We start from the raw sequence: 19,298 nt of genomic DNA, 5'->3' as shown, positions 1-19,298 counted from the left end.
TGCGCAGTACGCGCATTTCATCCAATCGGATTAGCGCTGGTTCGTGCTTGGTGCGGCAAATTGAGGATCGAGGACGGCCGACGGTGAAAACATATCAGCCCTTGGCCTCGGCGCCTGCCTTCGCCGGCGGCACAAGCTGGATCGCCGGGCGCTCGCCGGGCACATTGTTCCTGGCGACGACGACGCGGTCACGGCCTTCCGCCTTGGCGTCGTATTGGGCGTGGTCGGCGGCGTTGGTGAGCTCGGCCCAGCCGGCGCCATGCTCGGGATAGGCGGCGACGCCGAATGAGGCGGTGACGGTGCCGAGCGTGCGGCCGCGATGCGCCAGATGCAGCTGCTTGATCGCCTGGCGCAGCGTTTCGGCGCGCTGGGCGCCCTCTTCGAGCGATGCCCCGGGCATGACCAGCGCGAATTCCTCGCCGCCATCGCGCGACACGACATCGCTGTCGCGGGCATGCTCGATCAGGGTTGCCGCGACTTGCTTCAGCACGAGGTCGCCGGCTTCGTGGCCGAACGTGTCGTTGAACTGCTTGAAGTGGTCGACGTCGAGCATGATGATCGCCAGCGGCTGGGCCGAGCGCTCCATACGCCTGAGTTCGCGGCTGCTGGTTTCCTCGAGATAGCGGCGGTTGAACAGGCCGGTGTTCGGATCGCGGATCGATTGCTGCCTGAGCGTCTCGCGCAGGCGCAGATTGGCCAGTGCCAGCGCCAGCGTGTCGACGACGCCGCGCAGGATCTGCTGCCGCTCGGCAAGCCATTGCGGTTTCTCGGCCGCGTTGGGCTCGCACAAATGCAGGATGCCCAGCGTCTCGCCCTGCGCCGCCAGCGGCATGCAGACATAGCCCTTCTTGCCGTTCTCGGTGATATGCGCGCAGCGCGGCGTCAGCATGCCTGGGCCGGCGACGTGCTCCTGGCCGCGCCGCAGCGCCCAGCAGTCCTCCGGCGCGAACTGGTTGACGCTGGAGCGTACGTCGCCCCAGTGCGCCATCTCTTCCACCAGGTTGCGCGAGGCGCTGGTCAGATGCACGCTGCCGCTCAGGCCGCCGAGGAACTCGGTCATCGCCGTTCCGACCACCGAGAAGGCTTCGGGGAAGGTCACGCAGGCCTGCAGCAGCTCGCCGAGCTTGACCAGCCGGGTCGTGGTTTCCGACTTCTCGTGCAGCTCGCGATTGAGGACGGCGAGCTGGTCGGCGCGCTCGTTGACGACGCCTTCGGCGCGGCGCAGCTCGCTGATGTCGTTCAGCGTCAGCACCAGCCCGCCCTCGGACCGGCTTAGAGGGCTGCAGCTGGCGATGACGGGCACTTGCGATCCATCCGATCTGGTCAGGCGCACTTCGCCCTGGTGCTGGCGTCCGGTGGCCAAAGCCATCTCGACGGGAGACGTCCCGCCGGCGAAGTCGCCGCCTCTTGCGTCGTGGAGTTTCAGCGCCGCGTCCCATTGCAGGCCGACGATCTTGTCGGCGCGCCGGCCGACCATAGTTGCCGCCGCGGGATTGGCGCTGGCGATGCGGCCATGGGCGTCGAGCACCGCGATGCCTTCGGCCACCGTCTCGACGATGTCCTCGATGTGCGCCCGCGCCGATGCGAGCTGGTCCGCCATGGTGTTGAAGCCGTCGGCCAGCTGCCCGAACTCATCCTTGCGGCCATGGCTGATGCGCATCATTTGATTGCCCTGCGCCAGCGCCTGCATGCCGCGCATCATATCCCTGAGGCCGGAGCCGAAACGGCTGAGCAGCACCCAGGCGAAGAGAGCCGCCACCAGCATAGCGGCAACCGCGCTGAGGCCAATCAGCCACAGCATGCTGTTGGTGCGCTGCTCGGCCGCATTCAGCACCGCATCGTATTCCAGCAGCACGGCGCCGACGATCGTCTTCCCGCCCTGTTCGATCGGAACGGCCAGTATGGCGTTCACTTCCTCCGGATCGACGAACTTGCGCGGGATGCCGTCTTCCAGCGTCTGGCCGACCTCGTTGCCGGGGTCGTGCTCGAATTTGTCGCCGGCCTTGTGCTCCTCGTCGGCGGCGTGGGCGACGATGACCTTGTTGCGGTCGACGACGACGAAATCCCGCTGCGAGCGCCCGTGTTGCAGCTCCAGGAACTGGTTGAGCGCCTCGGGCCGCTCGAGCAGCGAAGGCGTCCCGTCGGACGGCTTGAAGCCGTCCCGTCGGACGGCTTGAAGACGATGGTGTCGGCGAGCTCGCGCGCGACGTTGGTGGCCTCGGTCAGCCCCAGATATTTGGTCGCCGCCATCTGCGTGAAGACCGCGACGCCGCCGACCGCTCCGATCAGCGCCGCGGCGCCGACCATGCTGAGGATGATCAGGCTCCTAATGCGCACGGCAGGGTCCTGCCGGCGATGGCGCCATTGTGCTCGCGGATTGAGGCAAGTCTCTCATCCATGAGCTTTTATTACCAATTGCTTATCAACGTGCTAACGGCCGCCGGGCCCGGAGGTTGTCCCGGCAGGCATCGGGCATGCGCCTGCTTTCTACGAAAGCAGCAGCTGGATTTCTATCACATCGCGGCTTTCGTCCGCTCAGACATGCACGGTGCCGTGTGCGAGCTCGCCTTCGTCGCTGCTGACGAGGAAGGCGGCGGCGAGCAGGCCGACATAGAACAGGGCCACGATGGACGCGACGACGATGCCGGGCACCGGCCCGAGCGCGGCCACGCGCATTGCGTCGAGAAACGAGGCGCCGAAGCCGATCGGCGAGCCTTCGCGCTGCAGGCTGGGTGTCGTGATCTTCAGCACCCAGGCGAGCATCAGGATCGTGTACATGAAGATGTAGTTGCGGCGCAGCCGGCGCACCAGCGCCGCGCGCTGCGAGATCAGGAAGCGCGGCGAGCGCAGGCCTTCGCCGACGATCGCCAGCCAGTTGGAGGCGAAGTCGGGCTGCGGCGAGAAGATCTGCGCGAAATAGTAGCGCTCGAACTGGCGCACCCGGGCACGGTAGACGTCGAAGAAGCGGTAGCGCCGCGCCTCGATCCAGAGCAGCAGTGTGATCAGCAGCATGGCGAACAGCAGCACGCCGTGATGCGAACTCGGCGTCGACAGCGACACCGAGAGCATCGCTGCGGCGACGGTGATCGCCCAGTTGCTGGTGCGGTCGAGCCTGTCGCGCCAGCCGGCCATGCGTGCGATCTCGGCGCGGTGGAAATGCGACATCGTCGTCGCCAGTTCGGAGGAGGTGAGTTTCAGCGCGAACGCATCAGAGGCCCGCGGCGCTGCCGCCGCCTCGACGGGCTTGACGGTCTCGATCTTGGACATCCCCTTGCCATCCAAATGCAATGGCCGGCGGAAATGGCCGGCCATCACCCCGATGATAACAACGCGCGGCACACTAAAACGTTCCCGCGCGCATGTCGGAAAGCCGGCTTCAGGCCTGGTAGGAGATTTTCCTCGCGGCCGGCCCCGGAAATTCCACCACATCGGCCGAATGGCGGCTGTATTGGGCCACCGTGATTGCTTCTATCATGAGATCGAGCGCCGCAAGCGTGGTGTGGCTGGCTTCGTCATCGCCGCGCAGATAGTGGCCGGCCCGCTCGAGGTGCAGACGAGCGGCGGCAAAGTCGCTTTTCATTAGCTTCTCCTTATTGCCCGCCGTGCCGCGAAGATGCTTGAGTCGCTTTACCCGAAAGCAAACATCCACAGCCGCATTTGAATCGAATTGTCCGCGTTGCCGCCGAGGCGTTTCCGCGCCACGCGGCGGTGCAACCGATAGGCGCGCCAAACCGTTGTCGTTCGCAATAATCGAGGGGTGCGAATCTTGTCCAGGCACCGGTCGGTCGCTTTTGCGGCAATGACGCTGTTGGTCACGCCGGGCATGGCTTGGGGCGCCGAGAAGACCGGCATGTCGAGCGAGGGCGTCTTCGTTCTCGAGATCATCCTTTTGCTTCTCGTCGGACGCGGTCTCGGCGAACTGCTCGAACGCTTCGGCCAGCCTGCCGTGATGGGCCAGCTCATCGCCGGCATCCTGCTCGGCCCCTCGCTGCTCGGCTGGCTGTGGCCGGAGGGGGAACGGGTGGTCTTTTCCGGCGATGCCAGCCAGAAAAGCATGATCAATGCCGTGGCCCAGCTCGGCGTGCTGATGCTGCTTTTGCTCACCGGCATGGAAACCGACCTCAAGCTGGTGCGCAGGGTCGGCCGCGCCTGCTTCTCCATCTCCGCAGCCGGCGTGGCGGTCCCCTTCGTGATCGGCTTCGCTGCGGCACAGTTCATGCCTGCGACGCTGCTCGCCCCGGGCGGCGAGCGCATCGTCGCAGGCCTGTTCCTCGGCACCGCGCTGTCGATCTCCTCGGTTAAGATCGTCGCCATGGTGGTGCGCGAGATGAACTTCATGCGCCGCGACCTCGGCCAGACCATCGTGTCGTCGGCAATTATCGAGGACACGATCGGTTGGGTGATCATCGCGATTACCATCGGCATCGCTACCCATGGCCGCGTCGAGGTGAGCAGCCTTGCCTTCACGATATTAGGCGTCGCCGCCTTCATGGCCTTTTCATTCACGCTCGGCCGCCGCATCGTCTTCGACGCCATCCGCTGGACCAATGACAATTTCCACAGCGAATATGCCGTCGTCACCATCATCCTCGCCATCATGGGCGCCATGGCGCTGATCACCGACCTGATCGGCGTCCACACCGTGCTCGGCGCCTTTGTCGCCGGCATACTGGTCGGCGAGTCGCCGATCCTGTCGCGCCACATCGAGGGCCAGTTGCGCGGCGTCATCACGGCGCTATTCATGCCGGTGTTCTTCGGCGTCGCCGGTCTGTCGACGGATCTCACCGTGCTCGTCGATCCGCAGCTGGCACTGCTTACAGTGGCGCTGGTCGCTATTGCCAGCATCGGCAAGTTTGCCGGCGCCTTCATCGGCGCGGAACTCGCCGGCATGAGCCGTGCCGAGGGCATCGCCGTCGGCTGCGGCATGAACGCGCGCGGCTCGACCGAAGTCATCGTCGCCTCGATCGGCCTGTCGATAGGCGTGCTCTCGCACAACCTCTTCACCATGATCGTGACCATGGCCGTCATCACCACTTTGGCGATGCCGCCGACGCTACGCTGGGCGCTGGGGCGCCTGTCGATCGGCGAGGCGGAGAAGAAGCGGTTGGAGCGCGAGGAGGTCGACCAGCGCGGCTTCATCGCCAATCTGGAGCGGCTGCTTGTGGTCGTCGACGAGGGCGTGGTCGGCCGCTTCGCCGCCTACCTTGCCGGCGTGGTCGGGGCCGGCAAGCCGATGACGGTGCTGCATGCCAGCGGCGAAAGCGAAGCCGAGCCCGACGAGGCGGCGCATCTGGACGAGATCGAGCGGGGCGCCGAGGAGGGCCGCGAGGCGGCACTCCAGGCCGACCAGGAGCCGGCCCGCGAGGCGCCCGTCACCCGCCGCCGGCACGAAGCGCCGCTATCGGCCGAGGCGGTGGCGAAGGAAGCCCGCAAAGGCTACGGCGTGCTGCTCATCGGGCTCGGCCGCGCGGTGACTTCAAAGGGCAGCTTCTCGCATCGCTTGAACGACATCGCCGGCGCCTTCGACGGCCCGCTCTGTCTGGTGCTGAAGCCCGCCGGCGCCGGCCGGCAGATGCCGAGGCTCGGCCCGGGATCAGGCAAGATCCTGGTGCCGGTCAATGGCACTTCGGTCGCCCGCCGTGGCGCCGAGCTCGCGCTTGCCATTGCCGCTGTCACCGGGGCGCCGGTCAAGATGCTCTATGTTGCGCGGGTCGGCCGCGACGAACCGCGTGACACCGTCTCGCATCGCCGTAGGGAGGCTGTGCTTAAGGACATTGTCGAGCTTGCCGACCGCTATGGCGTCGAGATCGAGACTGCCATCCGCAGCAGGGCCGCCGCCGCCGATGCCATTGCCCGCCAGGCTGGCAGGAGGGTGGCGTTGATCGTCATGGGCGTGGCGCGGCGGCCGGGCGACGAACTCATCTTCGGCGAGACGACGAGCGACGTGCTGCAGCGCTGCCCGTGCCCGGTGATGCTGATCTCCGACGCGCGGCTGCGCCGCGACGACGAGGGGAGGGAGGCGGGGCGCTCCATCAGCGGTTGACAGGCCCAGCCCGCGTCCCGATTGTCGACGCCTTCATTCGCCTTACCCATTCGAAGGGACGACGCTGATGATGTCGGGATTTGCCGCCTGTTCCGGAACTGAGGCGCGAACCTTCAAAACGGCTATCGCTGGCTTTGAGGAACCACGATGAGCTTCAGCGTAAAACCCCTCGACGAAACAACCTGGCCGGATTTCGCCGCGCTGGTCGAGCGCCACAATGGCGTTTGGGGCGGCTGCTGGTGCATGGCCTTCCATGCCAAGGGCAACGGCGCCGGCGGCAACCGCGCCGCCAAGCAGGCAAGGGTCCGGGACGGCAGCACGCATGCCGCGCTTGTCTTCGACGGCGCGGCCTGTGTCGGCTGGTGCCAATTCGGGCCGACCGATGAACTGCCGCGCATCAAGCACCGGCGCGCCTATGAGGAAGGGCTGACGGTCCTTCCCGACTGGCGCATCACCTGCTTCTTCATCGACAAGACGCGTCGTGGCGAAGGCGTGGCCGCCGCCGCGCTGGCAGGTGCGCTCGGCGAGATCGCGCGCCTCGGCGGCGGCACGGTGGAGAGCTATCCCGAAGACACGCAAGGGCGAAAGGTCGCCGGCGCCTTCCTGCACAACGGCACGCTGGCGATGTTCGAGAAGAAGGGCTTTCGCCGCGCTCGTCAGATCGGCAAGCACCGCTGGGTGGTGGCGACAACGGTGGCGCCAGGCGCTTGAAAGCCTTGGATGCCGGCCCTTTGATATGAGTATGCACTAATATAAATTACGACCCCTCAATGACACTTTGGCATTCCCGCAAATGTCTGGCCAGGAGTTACAGTACCGGACAGCCACGCGCGACGACATCGCGGCGATTTCGGCGCTGATGGCGCTGGCGATCGGCGAGCTGCAAAAACCCTTCCTGAATGATGCCCAGATCGAATCCAGCCGCGCCATCATGGGCCTGGACACGCAGCTTATCGACGACGGAACCTATTTTGTCGTCACATGCGGAGGAGCGCTGGCGGGCTGCGGCGGCTGGAGCCGGCGCGCCACGCTTTATGGCGGCGACAGGACGCCGGGGCGCAGCGCGGCATTGCTCGATCCCGCCACCGACGCGGCGCGAGTCAGGGCGATGTACACGCATCCCGATTTCGTGCGGCGCGGCGTCGGCCGCCTCATCCTTTCGCTCTGCGAAAATGCGGCGAGGGCAGAGGGCTTTCGCCGTGTCGAGCTCGGCGCGACGATGGCCGGGGAGCCGCTCTACCGGGCCTGCGGCTACCAGCCGGGCGAGACGATCCACGACGATCGCGGCGGCGCGCCGGTGCCGATCCTGATGATGTGGAAGACGATTTGAGAAGGAGGGACTGGAATGGCTGCCTATCTCATTGCCGATGTCGACGTCACCGACGCCGCCATGTTCGATGAATACCGGCGCGAGGTTCCGGCGACGGAAGCGCGTCATGGCGGGCGGTATCTGGCGCGCGGCGGCTTGACCCGGGTGCTGGAGGGCGACTGGGAGCCGCACCGTCTGGTCATCATCGAATTCCCCGACATGGCGGCGCTGACCGCCTGGTACGACTCGCCTGAGTACGAGCGGCTGAAGCAGATCCGCTTCCGCTGCGCCAACACGCGCATCATCGCGACCGAGGGCGTGCCGCCGGCCTGACGCCTGCCACCGAACAGTGCACGGCGGGTTCGTCCTGCGTCAGGACATGTGGATCGCGGTCGGTCCTGCGCTCACTTGCCCTCGAAGAAGGTGTGGATCGCGGCGTCCAATGTCTCGATGAGTTGGGCGTTGCGGGTGCTGCCGGCCCAGATCAATGCGTTGAGCCGCATGTCCTTGTTGAGGAAGTTCACTTTCCTGGATTCCAGCAGATACTCGGCGACCTCGTAGTGGCGTCCCTTGATGGCCTCGATGAGCGCGCTGTTTCGCCCCGTCTTGTCGGCCAGATTGACGTCCGCGCCATGCCCCACGAGCAGCTTGACGACATCGAGATGCCCGTTCCTTGCCGCCTCGATCAGCGCCGTCCTGCCATAGTAGTCGGCGCGGGCATTGATATCGATCCGAGGATGTCCCGCCAGCGCCAGGATGCAGTCGTAGTGACCCTTGGCTGCGGCCAGGCTGAGCGGCGTGCTCTTCCACTTGTTCCGGGAATTGACGTCGATTTCCGGCTGCGCGATCAAGGCTTCGAGCACTGCGAGGCGGGCATTGTGGGCGGCAAGGTGCAGCGCCGACCAGCCGCCTTCGTCGCTCTGGTTGATGTCCGCACCGGCGGAAAGCTCCGCGCGCACGGCCTCCGCGTCGCCTTTTTCCGCCGCGACCAGCAGGGTGGACCAACTCCTGGCGTCTTCGGCTTCCAAGCTTGCGGTCACTGCAATGTCTCCCGGACCATGGGATCGTGCCGACATTCATCGGATGCGGCGTCTCTTGCGGAGCCTTTCACACTCGCAGGCGTCCGGCAAATGGATTTCGCGCCACCGGTCGGCGGTTCCGTGAAGAATGGAACCGCCGACTGTCTTTTGATGCTTACGCCATCTGCAGCCGCTGCCGGCTCGGTTGCGGCGGGAAGGCAATCGCGATGCCTGCGGCGCCCAGCCCGACCAGCGCCGAGCCGATGAACAGCCAGGAATAGCTGGCATAGGCGTCATAGATCATGCCGCCGGCCAGAGGCCCGAACGCCATGCCGAGGCTGGACAGCATGGTGGCGGCGCCGAACACGGTGCCGATGATGCGCGGCCCGAAATATTCGCGCGCCAGCACCGCGTAGAGAGGCATGACGCCGCCATAGGTGGCGCCGAAGATGACGGCCAGCACATAGAACTGTTCGAGCCGGCTGACCGCGAGATAGGCCGAGATCACCGCGGCCTGGATGAGGAGCCCGGTGATCAGCACCGGCTTGACGCCGAGCCGGTCGCCGAGCACGCCGTAGAGCAGGCGCCCGCCGAGGCCGGCGAGGCCCTCGACGCTGTAGATCGAGACGGCGGCCATCGGCGCCACGCCGCAGGCCATGGCATAGCTCACCATGTGGAAGATGGGGCCGGAATGCGCCGCGCAGCAGGCGAAGAAGGTCATGCCGAGCACCAGGAATTGCGGCGAACGCAGCGCCTGGCCGACGCTCATGCCGGGATCGTCGGTGGCGGGTGCCGGCGCGCCATCGGTTGCCGCGACCGCCGCCGGCGGCTGTCGCACCAGAAAGGCGACGGGCAGCAGCAGCACCCAAGCCATGACACCGATGTCGAACATGGCCGCACGCCAGTCATAGGCGGTGATCAGCCAGCGCGCGAAGGGCGAGATGGTCATCGGCGCCACGCCCATGCCGGCCGATACCAGCGACACGGCGAGGCTGCGGTTGGTGTCGAACCAGGCGGTGGTGAGCGCGATCATCGGCGCGAAGAAGGCACTGGCCGCGAGCCCGACGAGGACGCCATAGGTGAGCTGGAAGACGGTGAGCGAGCCGGTGCGGCTGGCCAGCACCAGCGCCAGCCCCAGAAGCAGCGCACCGGCGAAGACGACGGGGCGGGCGCCGACGCGATCGTAGATGGCGCCCCAGGCGAAGCCGCCGAGACCCATCACCAGAAAATTCAGCGTCATTGCGCTCGATATGCCGGCGCGCGACCAGCCGGTGTCGAGCGACATCGGCTCGAGAAAGATCGCCAGCGAAAACATCGCGCCGATGGCGACGCAAGTCATCAGCGCGCCAGCCGCGACGATGACCCAACGATAGGAAAGCTTCATGTTCTTCTCCCATGCCGGAAGCTAGAGTTTGTCGACACGGCGCGCCTTTTTCGAGCTTCGTCACGCCGCTTGCGTCCGAAGGACGTTGGCACTGGCAGCAATCCGACAATCCGGTTGCATTTTTTAATCAGATTTTTGGCACGGGTGATTTTTGCTGCCGCCTGAAAAGCTGCGTTGCTTCACACCTCCTCCGCCCCATCGTCTTCTCTAGTGTCAGTAGCATGCAATACCCGACATTGACCGGAGGTTGGTCCCTTCTAGATGATTGACCAGTCAAAACAGGAGGCTCTCCATGGAACTCTATCGCGGCCGGCTCATCGACCACATCCAGCTTGTGGTGCGCGACCTGAAGGCCAGCCGGCGCTTCTACGGCGCGGCGTTCGACGTGCTGGGCATCCCGGTCGGCGGCGAGGCCGAGGATTACTTCTGGGCCGATGAACTATTCGTCTCCAGCGTTGACAGCCGCGCCGCCCAGGGCGTGCTCACCGGCCGCCATCATCTCGCCTTCCAGGCCAAGGACCGCGCCATGGTCGTCGCCTGGTACAAGGCGGGACTTGCGGCCGGCGGCGAGGACAACGGCGCGCCCGGCGAGCGCCCTTACCACCCCGGCTACTACGCTGCCTTCCTGCTCGACCCCGACGGCAACAACATCGAGGCGGTGTTCCATGGCGAGGCGAAGCGGAGTGCGGCGGCGGTGGAGATCAGCTTTTAGGGCACGGAGCTTCAGCCCGCGTCGCTCGCATCCAGCAGCCATTGCCGGACGGCTTGCGTCGGTTCGGGATGCCGCTGCCTGCGCGGGATGACGACGTGGAAATCCTGGGTGCCGCGCATGTCTCCCTGGACCGGCTGCGCCAGCCGTCCGGCGGCAAGGTCGGCGGCGACCAGGAAGCGGCTGGCAAGCGCGATGCCCTGGCCGGCGATCGCCGCGTCGATCGCCAGCGCCGTCTGGTTGAAGCGCATGCGCTTGACCTCCTTCGCCATCTTCAGGCCGAGCGCCTTTTCCATGAATTCCGGCCACAGATTGTGCCCGTCATGCAGCAGGACATGCTGCTGGATGTCCGCCGCGGCGATTTCGCCGGCGCCGGGCGGCAAAAGGGCAGGGCTGCAGACGGCGATGATTTGCTGCGGGAACAGGAGGTCGACGACGAGGCCGGGGCCGAAGGGAGGACGGCCCTGCCGCACCGCGATGTCGACGCCGTCGGCCTGGAAGCTCGACAGGCTTTCGGTGGCGAGGATGCGCAGGTCTACCAGCGGATTGTGCGCGACGAACTCCGGCAGCTTCGGGATCAGCCATTTGGTGGCGAAGCTCGGCGTCACGCTGATCGTCAGGCGCGCCGGTTCCGGCCGTAGCAGCACCGTCGCCTCCGAGATCAGCTCGAAGGCGCGGCGGATGTTGGGCACATAGGTGCGGCCCTCGTCGGTGAGCGCCAGGCCGCGCGGCAGCCGCTCGAACAGTTTCGCGCCGAGGCTGGCCTCCAGCCCTCGGATGTGCTGCGCCACCGCGCCCTGCGTCACGTTGAGCTCATGCGCGGCGAGGCGGAAGTTGAGATGCCGCGCCGACGCCTCGAAGGCGCGCAGCGCATTGAGCGGTGGCAAGCGCAGGAAGGCTTCGGGCATCGAGTAGTTTTTCTACAGTCCGATTTCAGGCTTTCTGGTTCGAACCAGCGGCGAAAGTCGAATATAGCACGCTGTGATCAATGGTGGTACGGGCCGAAAACCAATCCGGAAAGGAAGATGCGATGAGTGTAGAAAAAGTGGCAGTCGTCGTTGCCGGCGGCAGCGGCATGGGCGCGGCGGCGGCAAAGCGCCTGGCAGCCGACGGCTTCAAGGTTGCGATCCTGTCGTCGTCCGGCAAGGGTGAGGCGCTGGCCACGGAACTCGGTGGGCTCGGCGTCACCGGATCCAACCAGTCGAACGAGGATCTGCAGCGTCTCGCCGACCTGACGCTCGAGCGCTTCGGCCGCATCGACGTTTTGGTCAACAGCGGCGGCCACGGACCGCGCGCTCCGATCCTCGAGATCACCGACGAGCAGTGGCACACCGGCCTCGACGTCTACCTGATGAACGTCATCCGGCCTGTGCGCATCGTGGCGCCCCACATGGTCAGGCAGAAGGCCGGCGCCATCATCAACATCTCGACGGCGTGGGTGGTCGAGCCGAGCCCGATGTTCCCGACCTCGGCGGTGTTCCGGGCGGGTCTTGCCGCCTACACCAAGATCTTCGCCAACACCTATGCCGCCGACAATGTGCGCATGAACAACGTTCTGCCCGGCTGGATCGACAGCCTGCCCGCCACCGAGGAGCGGCGCGACAGCGTGCCGATGCAGCGCTACGGCACCAGCGACGAGATCGCAGCGACCATCGCCTTCCTCGCCTCCGATGGCGCCGGCTACATCACCGGCCAGAACATCCGCGTCGACGGCGGCATCATACGGGCGATCTGACGCCTGTCGGCCCGCGGCCATGCGGCCGGCTTGCCGCCGTGCATTTGGCGGCAAGCCGCTCGCGGTCGGCGTCATTCCTTCACCGCCCCGGTCATCGAGGAAACGTAGTGCTCGACAAAGAACGAGTAGAGCACCACGACCGGCAGCGAGCCGATCAGCGCGCCCGCCATCAGCGCCCCCCATTCGTAGACGTCAGAGCGCACAAGCTCGGTCAGCACGCCGACCGGCACGGTCTTGTTCTCCGACGATTGGATGAACGTCAGGGCGTAGATGAACTCGTTCCATGACAGGGTGAATGCGAATATGCCGGCGGAAATCAGGCCCGGCACCGACAGCGGCAGCACGATCTTGGTGAGGATCTGCAGCCGGGTCGCTCCGTCTATGAGCGCGCATTCCTCCAACTCGAAGGGGATGGAGCGGAAATAGCCCATCAGCAGCCAGGTGCAGAACGGGATCAGGAACGTCGGGTAGGTGAGGATCAGCGCGAACGGCGTGTCGTAGAGCCCGAGGTTGAACACCATCACCGACAGCGGAATGAACAGGATCGAGGGCGGCACCAAATAGGCGAGGAAGACGGCGAGACCGACCTGCCGCGCTCCCGAAAACCTCAGCCGTTCGATCGCATAGGCCGCCAGCACCGCCGCCAGCAGCGACAGGAACGTGGCGGCGGTGGAGATGATGACCGTGTTGAGCAGCCAACCGGGATAGGACGTCTCGAAGAGAAGATAGCGGATGTGCTGCAACGTTGGATGCACGACCCAAAACGGATTGAAGTTGGCGTAATCGGTCATCTCGACATTGGGCTTAACCGCCGTGATCGTCATCCAGTAGAACGGAAACAGCAGCACGATGATGAACACCAGCAATGGCAGATAGACCGTCACCACGCGGCGCGGCAGGCTTTGCAGGTAGCCCATGCCGCCTTCATCGGTTTCCGGACGTTTCGGTCTCTTGATCGCGGCCATTTCAGTCTCCGCCGCCTTGCTGCCACTTGCGGCGTTGCAGGCCGAAATAGCTGAACAGGATCGCCGCCAGCAGGAAGGGGATCATGGCGACCGCGATAGCGGCGCCCTCGCCAAGCTGGCCACCTGAAATGCCGCGCTGGAAGGACAGCGTCGCCATCAGGTGGGTGGCGTTGACCGGTCCGCCGCGGGTCAACACATAGATCAGCTGGAAATCGGTGAAGGTGAACAGCACTGAAAAGGTCATGGTGATGGCGATGATCGGCGTCAGCAGCGGCAGTGTCACATGGCGGAACAATTGCCAGCGGCTGGCGCCGTCGAGCGTGGCGGCCTCGTAAAGCGATTGGGGGATCGTCTGCAGGCCGGCAAGCAGGGTGATGGCGACGAAAGGAATGCCGCGCCAGACATTGGCCGCGATGACCGAGGCGCGCGCGTTAGTCGGGTCGCCGAGGAAATTGATGCGATGGTCGATCAGGCCCATCTGCTGCAGCGCCCAGGACAGGATCGAGAACTGCGCATCGTAGATCCACCAGAAGGCGATCGCCGACAGCACCGTCGGCACCACCCAGGGCAGCAGCACCACGGCGCGGAAGAACGATTTGAAGGGAAGGTTCTCGTTGAGGATGAGCGCCAGCCAGAGGCCGAGCATGAACTTCAGGATCGAAGCGCTGATCGTGTAGAGCAGGGTGTTGAAGACGGAGAGCCAGAAGACGCTGTCGCTCCAAAGGTATTGATAGTTCTCGATGCCGATGAAGATGCCGGGGCGGCCGATACGGGCATCGGTGAAGCCGAGCCAGACGCCCAGCCCGAGCGGATAGGTCAGAAACACCAACAGCAGCACCGCCGCCGGCAACATGAAGCCGAAGCCAAGCGCGTTGCGGCTTTCACTCAGGCGCGACAGGATCGAAGAACGCTGCTCAACGGCAACGGACGGCACGGCCATGCGGTGGCTCCTCATCAGATATGATTGCGTGGCGGCCAGGGCGGCCGCCGCGCGGTTGCGCACCCTCACCGGGCAGCGCAGCTGCCCGGCCGGGCGATGATCAAACCCGGTAGTAGCGGTTGGCGCGCTTCTCCGCCTCTTCCATCGCCTCCTGCGGCGTGGCCTGGCCGGTCACCGCCTTGGCGAACATGTCGACCAGCACGTAGTCTGCCATGGTCGCGGCCGAGGCGTAGCCGAGCGGCCCGGCATAGCCGTTGGGACGCAGCGTCGCCGAGGCCTTCGCGTAGGCGGCGTTGTTCGGATCGGCCTTCCACACGGGATTGTTGTCGAAGGCTTTCAGCGTCTGGCAGCAGTAGCCCGCGGAGGAGGTGATCCAGTCCGACATCTGCGGATCCTCGAACATGAACTGCAGATAGGCTTTGGCTGCGTTGGGGTAGGGCGTGTAGTCGAAGATGACGGCCGTGGTCACCTGGAACAGCTCGACCGACTTTCCGACCGGGCCGACCGGCAGGTTGGTCGTGCGGATGTCCTTGGCGATTTCGTCCAGTTTGGGATCCTTGTCCTTGTTGATCTTGGCAGTGTTGTAGGCGGAAATGCCGTTGGCGATGACGCTCACTTCGCCGGCCAGGAAGGCACGATTGTTGTTGACGTCGAGCCAGCTCTCGGTCCCCGGAATGAAGGTCTTGTAGAGCTGCTGCGCGTAGTCGATCGCCTTCAGCGTCTCCGGGCTGTTGATCGCGACCTTGCCGCTCTCGTCGACCATCTGGCCACCATGGCTCCAGAGCAGCCAGTGCGCGTAGTTGTTGCCGTCGCCGACGCCGTGGCCGTGCGTGAAGCCGGCCGGATGTCCCTTCGCCTGTAGGGCCTTGCAAAGCTCGAGGAAGCCCGCCGTGTCCTTGGGAAATTCCGCGAATCCGGCCTCCTTCACCCAGCTTTCGCGGTAGACGATGGCATTGCCGATGGTGGCGAGCGGCAGACCGAGGAATTTGCCTTCCCGGGTCGCGTACTGCTTCGGTCCGTCATACCAGCCGCCATATTTCGAGCCCAGATACTCACCCAGCTCGGTCACGTCGTGCAGCTTGTCGGGGTATTGATGCGGGTCGTCGAACCAGACGAACATCAGGTCGGGACCGGAACCGACATTGGCGGCGACCGCCGCCTTGGGACGGATGTCTTCCCAGCTTTCCTTGTCGACGCGAACCTCGACGCCCGTCGCCTCGGTGAACCGCTTGGTGTTGGCCAGCCACTGGTCCTCATCGCCCTGCACGAAGGGCGACCAGCGCAGCAGCCTGAGCTTCGCGCCGTCCTCCGGCTTGTATTTCAGGCCTTCCTGGGCCAGGGCGGGAGAGCCGACGAACCGGCTTCCCAAGGCTCCCGCCGCCACGCCGGCGGTCGTGCGGATCACGTCACGTCTGGTGAATTTCATGGTGGTCTCCTCCTGTCAGTTTCCTCGCTCAGTCGTTCTTACGGCCTGGTGCCCATCTCGAACCGCTTTCCGGTTTCGCCGTGAAAGAGATGGATGAGGCCGGGCTCGGCCGAGAGCCGGATGGTTTCACCTGGCGTAAAGGAATGGCGCTCCCGGAAGTTCGCGACGATCTCCTCGCCGCCTTCTGTCCGGCCGATGAGCTGCACCTCCGAGCCGGTCGGCTCGACCACCGCGACAGTGACCGGAATCCCCGCCTCGGACAGCCTCAGGTGCTCGGGCCGTATTCCCAGCACCACCGGTTCGCCATTGCTGATCGACGGCGTCGCCGCCAAAGGCACGGAAATCTCGCCTGCGCCGCGAAAGGATGGCGAGCCATCGGTCGCAATCCCGCCCTTGAGCAGGTTCATGGCGGGCGAGCCGATGAAGGAGGCGACGAAGAGATTGTTTGGCCGGTCGTAGAGTTCCAGCGGTGGCCCGATCTGCTCGACGAGGCCGTCATGCATGACGACGATCTTGTCGGCCATGGTCATCGCCTCGATCTGGTCGTGTGTGACATAGACCGTCGTGGTCTTTAGCCGCTGGTGCAGCTCCTTGATCTCGGCACGCATCTGCACCCGGAGCTTGGCGTCGAGGTTTGAGAGCGGTTCGTCGAACAGGAAGACGGCCGGATTGCGCACGATCGCCCGGCCCATGGCGACGCGCTGACGCTGGCCGCCTGAAAGCTGGCGCGGATAGCGCGACAGCAAGGGCACCAGCCCAAGGATCTCGGCCGCGCGCCGCACGCCGGCTTCGCTTTCTGCCTTGGAGACACCTTTTAGCATCAGCGAGAACGCCATGTTCTCGGCAACCGTCATATGTGGGTAGAGCGCGTAGTTCTGGAACACCATGGCGACGTCGCGCTCCTTTGGCGCGACGTTGTTGACGACACGCTCGCCGATCGCGATCTCGCCGCGCGAGATCTTTTCCAGGCCGGCGATCATCCTGAGAAGGGTGGATTTTCCGCAGCCGGATGGCCCCACCAGGGTGACGAATTCACCGTCCTCTATGTCCACGCTGACGCCGTGAAGGATCTCGACGCTTCCGAATGACTTGTAGACATCGGCAATCGCGACAGACGCCATCGAAATCCTCCCGGCTGGGTCCTGCGACGTCCGCAAGACTCCATTTTCTTTCTGACATAGGGCTGAGGCGGATCCCGTCAAAACGGCGGGAACCTCAATCCACCACACCAGCCGGCGACAGCTACCAAGGCTCCCCCCTTGGTCACGCGACTGGGCAAACGGTAGCGCTACCAACCCTGCGTGTAAAGCGGCGGTGAGAAGCCAGATCTGCCTAAGCGCTCAGGGTAAATGAACGTAGATAGGCCTTAGACGGAAGTCCACGCATAGCTGTGCTATTCCAGCGTGTATCGATCTACTGGTAAGCTCGCCGGGGTTATATAAGCCAATGCTTGAATGGCGCCGCATTCCTCGAAACACGAATCTGCCAATTTTCTCGCCAGGGTGGAGATCGATCATCGCAAATGTTCGGACGTGCTTGCCCGAGCTGGGCTCATTCCCCATTCACAAATGCCAGCACCAGCCTCTGCAGATTGCCGCCCGGCCCGAATTCGACGCGGTCGAAGTCGCGGCTGGCCTGGCGCTGCGTCTGCGAGAGTTCGGCCAGGCGCTGGGTGAGCTCGGTCCTGATCTTCTTGCAGCCGGGGTCGTCGGCGACGGTCAGTCCGACGCTGAGCGCTTCGATCTTTTGCACCATGTCGATGATCTGACCGCCATGCACCTTCTCATGCGCGGCAAGGCCTGCGGCGAAGCCGTCCCAGCGCTTCTGCAAGCCCGCCGGCAGCGGACCGGTCGGCTTCGGCAGCGTGTAGGTGATGATGAGCTTTGGCCGCGCCGATTTGAGCACGCAGGCGCCGCCCCCGGCCTTGTCGTCGTAGTCGCGCTGCCAGGTCAGCTTGAAATTGGTATGCGCGATGACGCGCTTCTTGCTCTCGCCAATGAGCGGGCCGTTTTCACCGACCGAAGCATAGAGCTCGGGCGCGGTGTGGCCGGAGATGGCGTAGGTCTCGACCTTTTCTACCGGCTTCCAGTCGCCGGCCCGCGCCGGTGCGGAGGGCAGCATGGCCGCGAGCAAAAGCAAAAGGATGGCTGGTTTCATGCGCCCCCGCGGACTTGGAGCCCGAGTCGGCGGGCGATCGCCTCCCATCATGCCCGTTGCGCGCCGGACTGGCTATGCCGGCGTGTTGTCCCAGCCGGCCCGCTCGAGACCGATGCGCAACCGTTCACAATCCTCGGCGCACTCCAAGCGCAGGTCTGCAAGGATTTCCGCCATAGTCAGGCCCGAATCCAGCGCGCGGCCTTCCCTGACGCAAGCCCTGGCTTTCTCGGTGTCGCCATCGAGCGCGTGGCAAGCCGCCAGCCGCGCCCATTGCCAGACACTTTTGCGCGGCAGGGAGGAAAAGGAGGTTGCGGCCTCGCGGTAGCGTCCAGCAACGAACAAGGCTACGCCGCGGTCGAAATAATACCAGCTCGGATGCATCGGGTTGAGCTGAATGGCCTGGTCGAGCAGAGCCAGCCCGGCTTCGCCATCGCCGCGCAGCGCCTTGAAGTAGCCGGTCTGTGCGAGCGTGTCGGCATCGTAGGGGTTGAGGTCCAGCGCACGAGCAAGATGCTTTTCGGCGGCGTCGTACTCGTCGCAACCCCGGTAGAGCAGGGTAAGCGCCAGGATCCTGTGGCATCGCCCCTCGTCGGGGCTGAGCGCGATAGCATGCAGCGCTCGGTCGCGCGCCTGGTCGAGCACGGCGCGCGGCGCGCCGGAATAGCCTCCTATGATCAAATCGGCGAGCGCCAGATAGGCATGCGCAAGGCCCGAATTCGGGTCCCGTTCGAGCGCCATGAGGAGATGCCTGCGCGCCTCCTCGTTCACGCCTTCGCCATAGCTGCGCAGCAGGGCCATGCCGCGCAGCAGGTGGAGATAGGCCTCGACATTTGACGCGGATGCGGGCTGGCTGCGGCGCATGACTGCGCTTTCGATATTGGCGACCAGCGCCATCGCGATCCGTTGTGCGACCGTTTTCTGGAAGGCGAAGATCTCGCCTTTGGCGAATGTGAAATTCTGTATCCAGACGCGACGTCCGGATATTGTCTCGGTGAGCACGACGCGAGCGCTGTAGCCATCCCCGGCGGATTCCACGCTGCCTTCCGCGATGTAGTCGGCGCCAAGCCGCAAGGCGGTCGCGTTGATATCCTCCGTCCAATGCTCAGCCAGCACGAAGGCCGAATGGCGAGCCAGCACCGCGACGGTCTTGAAGCACGACAGCGCGTTGGTGATTTCCTCGACCGCGCCGTCGAACAACACCCTGCCGGTGGTGTCGCCGGCCTCGACGCTGAACGGCAGGATGGCGACCATCGGTTCGGCCGCGCGTCCGGCAGGGGGCGCCATCTGCGGAGGCGGATCGGCCGCCCGGGTTTCCGCGACCTGGAACAGATAGCCGCGCCGGGGAACGGTACGGATCAGCGCCTGCGCTTCGTCGCCGATCGATTTGCGCGCGTCGCGAATGCACTGGGTGAGCGAATCCTCGGTGGCGATGATGCCTGGCCAGACAGCCTGCAACAATTCGTCCTTGCTCAGCACCCGGCCGGAATTGCGTATCAGGAACGCAAGAAGGTCGAAGGTCTTCGGCCGCACCGGCACGATCTCGCCGTCACGCCTGAGCGTGCCCAGTTCAAGATCGATAACCGCATTGCCGAACTGTTGCGACAAGCCCTT

19 protein-coding genes are annotated in these 19,298 nt (G+C 65.0%); 6 read left to right on the top strand and 13 right to left on the bottom strand.

Annotated elements, in window-relative coordinates:
* Positions 1 to 94 precede the first annotated feature (94 nt).
* The 4 genes from EN786_RS04255 to EN786_RS04240 all read right to left on the bottom strand — a co-directional run bounded on the left by EN786_RS04255 (position 95) and on the right by EN786_RS04240 (position 3,580).
* Positions 95 to 1,912, bottom strand: coding sequence for a diguanylate cyclase (locus EN786_RS04255; protein ID WP_135908008.1), 1,818 nt, complete (start codon positions 1,910 to 1,912; stop codon positions 95 to 97).
* Positions 1,909 to 2,337 (bottom strand): hypothetical protein, encoded by a 429-nt coding sequence (locus EN786_RS04250; RefSeq protein WP_135908006.1) that lies wholly within the window; start codon positions 2,335 to 2,337, stop codon positions 1,909 to 1,911. Before EN786_RS04250 ends, EN786_RS04255 begins: the two co-directional genes overlap by 4 nt.
* Before the next feature lie 198 nt (positions 2,338 to 2,535).
* On the bottom strand, positions 2,536 to 3,267 hold the full coding sequence (locus EN786_RS04245; protein WP_127310999.1) for a DUF2270 domain-containing protein: 732 nt from the start codon (positions 3,265 to 3,267) through the stop codon (positions 2,536 to 2,538).
* Positions 3,268 to 3,376: 109 nt separating this feature from the next.
* On the bottom strand, positions 3,377 to 3,580 hold the full coding sequence (locus EN786_RS04240) for a hypothetical protein (protein WP_127311000.1): 204 nt from the start codon (positions 3,578 to 3,580) through the stop codon (positions 3,377 to 3,379).
* A gap of 186 nt (positions 3,581 to 3,766) precedes the next feature.
* Here EN786_RS04240 and EN786_RS04235 point away from each other — a divergent pair, with 186 nt between their 5' ends.
* The 4 genes from EN786_RS04235 (at position 3,767) to EN786_RS04220 (ending at position 7,685) form a co-directional block, all read left to right on the top strand.
* Positions 3,767 to 6,043, top strand: a complete 2,277-nt coding sequence (locus EN786_RS04235) for a cation:proton antiporter (protein WP_245478372.1) — start codon at positions 3,767 to 3,769, stop codon at positions 6,041 to 6,043.
* 147 nt (positions 6,044 to 6,190) lie between these two features.
* Positions 6,191 to 6,754, top strand: coding sequence for a GNAT family N-acetyltransferase (locus EN786_RS04230; protein WP_127311001.1), 564 nt, complete (start codon positions 6,191 to 6,193; stop codon positions 6,752 to 6,754).
* Positions 6,755 to 6,836: 82 nt separating this feature from the next.
* Positions 6,837 to 7,373 (top strand): GNAT family N-acetyltransferase, encoded by a 537-nt coding sequence (locus EN786_RS04225; RefSeq protein ID WP_127286119.1) that lies wholly within the window; start codon positions 6,837 to 6,839, stop codon positions 7,371 to 7,373.
* Positions 7,374 to 7,388: 15 nt separating this feature from the next.
* Positions 7,389 to 7,685, top strand: a complete 297-nt coding sequence (locus tag EN786_RS04220; RefSeq protein ID WP_127286120.1) for a DUF1330 domain-containing protein — start codon at positions 7,389 to 7,391, stop codon at positions 7,683 to 7,685.
* Positions 7,686 to 7,756: 71 nt separating this feature from the next.
* On the opposite strand, the gene EN786_RS04215 is transcribed toward EN786_RS04220, so the two are convergent.
* A complete protein-coding gene (locus EN786_RS04215) occupies positions 7,757 to 8,392 on the bottom strand; it encodes an ankyrin repeat domain-containing protein (RefSeq protein WP_127311002.1) in 636 nt (211 codons plus the stop codon).
* A gap of 154 nt (positions 8,393 to 8,546) precedes the next feature.
* Positions 8,547 to 9,755 carry an MFS transporter gene (locus tag EN786_RS04210; RefSeq protein ID WP_127286122.1) on the bottom strand — a complete coding sequence of 403 codons (1,209 nt, stop codon included), beginning with the start codon at positions 9,753 to 9,755 and terminating at the stop codon, positions 8,547 to 8,549.
* Between the two features lie 292 nt (positions 9,756 to 10,047).
* On the opposite strand from EN786_RS04210, the gene EN786_RS04205 reads away from it, so the two are divergent.
* Positions 10,048 to 10,467: a VOC family protein gene (locus EN786_RS04205; RefSeq protein ID WP_127311003.1), complete on the top strand. Its 420-nt coding sequence runs from the start codon at positions 10,048 to 10,050 to the stop codon at positions 10,465 to 10,467.
* Positions 10,468 to 10,478: 11 nt separating this feature from the next.
* Here the strand turns inward: EN786_RS04205 and EN786_RS04200 are convergent, their stop codons facing one another.
* On the bottom strand, positions 10,479 to 11,372 hold the full coding sequence (locus EN786_RS04200; protein WP_135908004.1) for a LysR substrate-binding domain-containing protein: 894 nt from the start codon (positions 11,370 to 11,372) through the stop codon (positions 10,479 to 10,481).
* A gap of 122 nt (positions 11,373 to 11,494) precedes the next feature.
* Here EN786_RS04200 and EN786_RS04195 point away from each other — a divergent pair, with 122 nt between their 5' ends.
* On the top strand, positions 11,495 to 12,199 hold the full coding sequence (locus tag EN786_RS04195) for an SDR family oxidoreductase (RefSeq protein ID WP_127311393.1): 705 nt from the start codon (positions 11,495 to 11,497) through the stop codon (positions 12,197 to 12,199).
* A 71-nt stretch (positions 12,200 to 12,270) separates the two neighbouring features.
* Here the strand turns inward: EN786_RS04195 and EN786_RS04190 are convergent, their stop codons facing one another.
* The 6 genes from EN786_RS04190 to EN786_RS04165 all read right to left on the bottom strand — a co-directional run bounded on the left by EN786_RS04190 (position 12,271) and on the right by EN786_RS04165 (position 19,292).
* Positions 12,271 to 13,164 (bottom strand): carbohydrate ABC transporter permease, encoded by an 894-nt coding sequence (locus tag EN786_RS04190; RefSeq protein WP_127285796.1) that lies wholly within the window; start codon positions 13,162 to 13,164, stop codon positions 12,271 to 12,273.
* Between the two features lies 1 nt (position 13,165).
* On the bottom strand, positions 13,166 to 14,104 hold the full coding sequence (locus EN786_RS04185; RefSeq protein WP_127285797.1) for a sugar ABC transporter permease: 939 nt from the start codon (positions 14,102 to 14,104) through the stop codon (positions 13,166 to 13,168).
* A 100-nt stretch (positions 14,105 to 14,204) separates the two neighbouring features.
* Positions 14,205 to 15,530: an ABC transporter substrate-binding protein gene (locus EN786_RS04180; protein ID WP_127311394.1), complete on the bottom strand. Its 1,326-nt coding sequence runs from the start codon at positions 15,528 to 15,530 to the stop codon at positions 14,205 to 14,207.
* A gap of 38 nt (positions 15,531 to 15,568) precedes the next feature.
* Entirely contained in the window at positions 15,569 to 16,651 is a 1,083-nt protein-coding gene (gene ugpC, locus EN786_RS04175; RefSeq protein WP_127285799.1) for a sn-glycerol-3-phosphate ABC transporter ATP-binding protein UgpC, read from the bottom strand.
* 430 nt (positions 16,652 to 17,081) lie between these two features.
* Entirely contained in the window at positions 17,082 to 17,687 is a 606-nt protein-coding gene (locus EN786_RS04170) for a DUF922 domain-containing protein (protein ID WP_127285800.1), read from the bottom strand.
* Between the two features lie 72 nt (positions 17,688 to 17,759).
* Positions 17,760 to 19,292, bottom strand: coding sequence for a winged helix-turn-helix domain-containing protein (locus tag EN786_RS04165; RefSeq protein ID WP_135908002.1), 1,533 nt, complete (start codon positions 19,290 to 19,292; stop codon positions 17,760 to 17,762).
* Positions 19,293 to 19,298 lie beyond the last annotated feature (6 nt).

Source organism: Mesorhizobium sp. M4B.F.Ca.ET.143.01.1.1, from assembly GCF_004792275.1.
Lineage (GTDB): Bacteria > Pseudomonadota > Alphaproteobacteria > Rhizobiales > Rhizobiaceae > Mesorhizobium > Mesorhizobium abyssinicae.
This window is presented reverse-complemented; position numbering and strand designations above follow the sequence as displayed.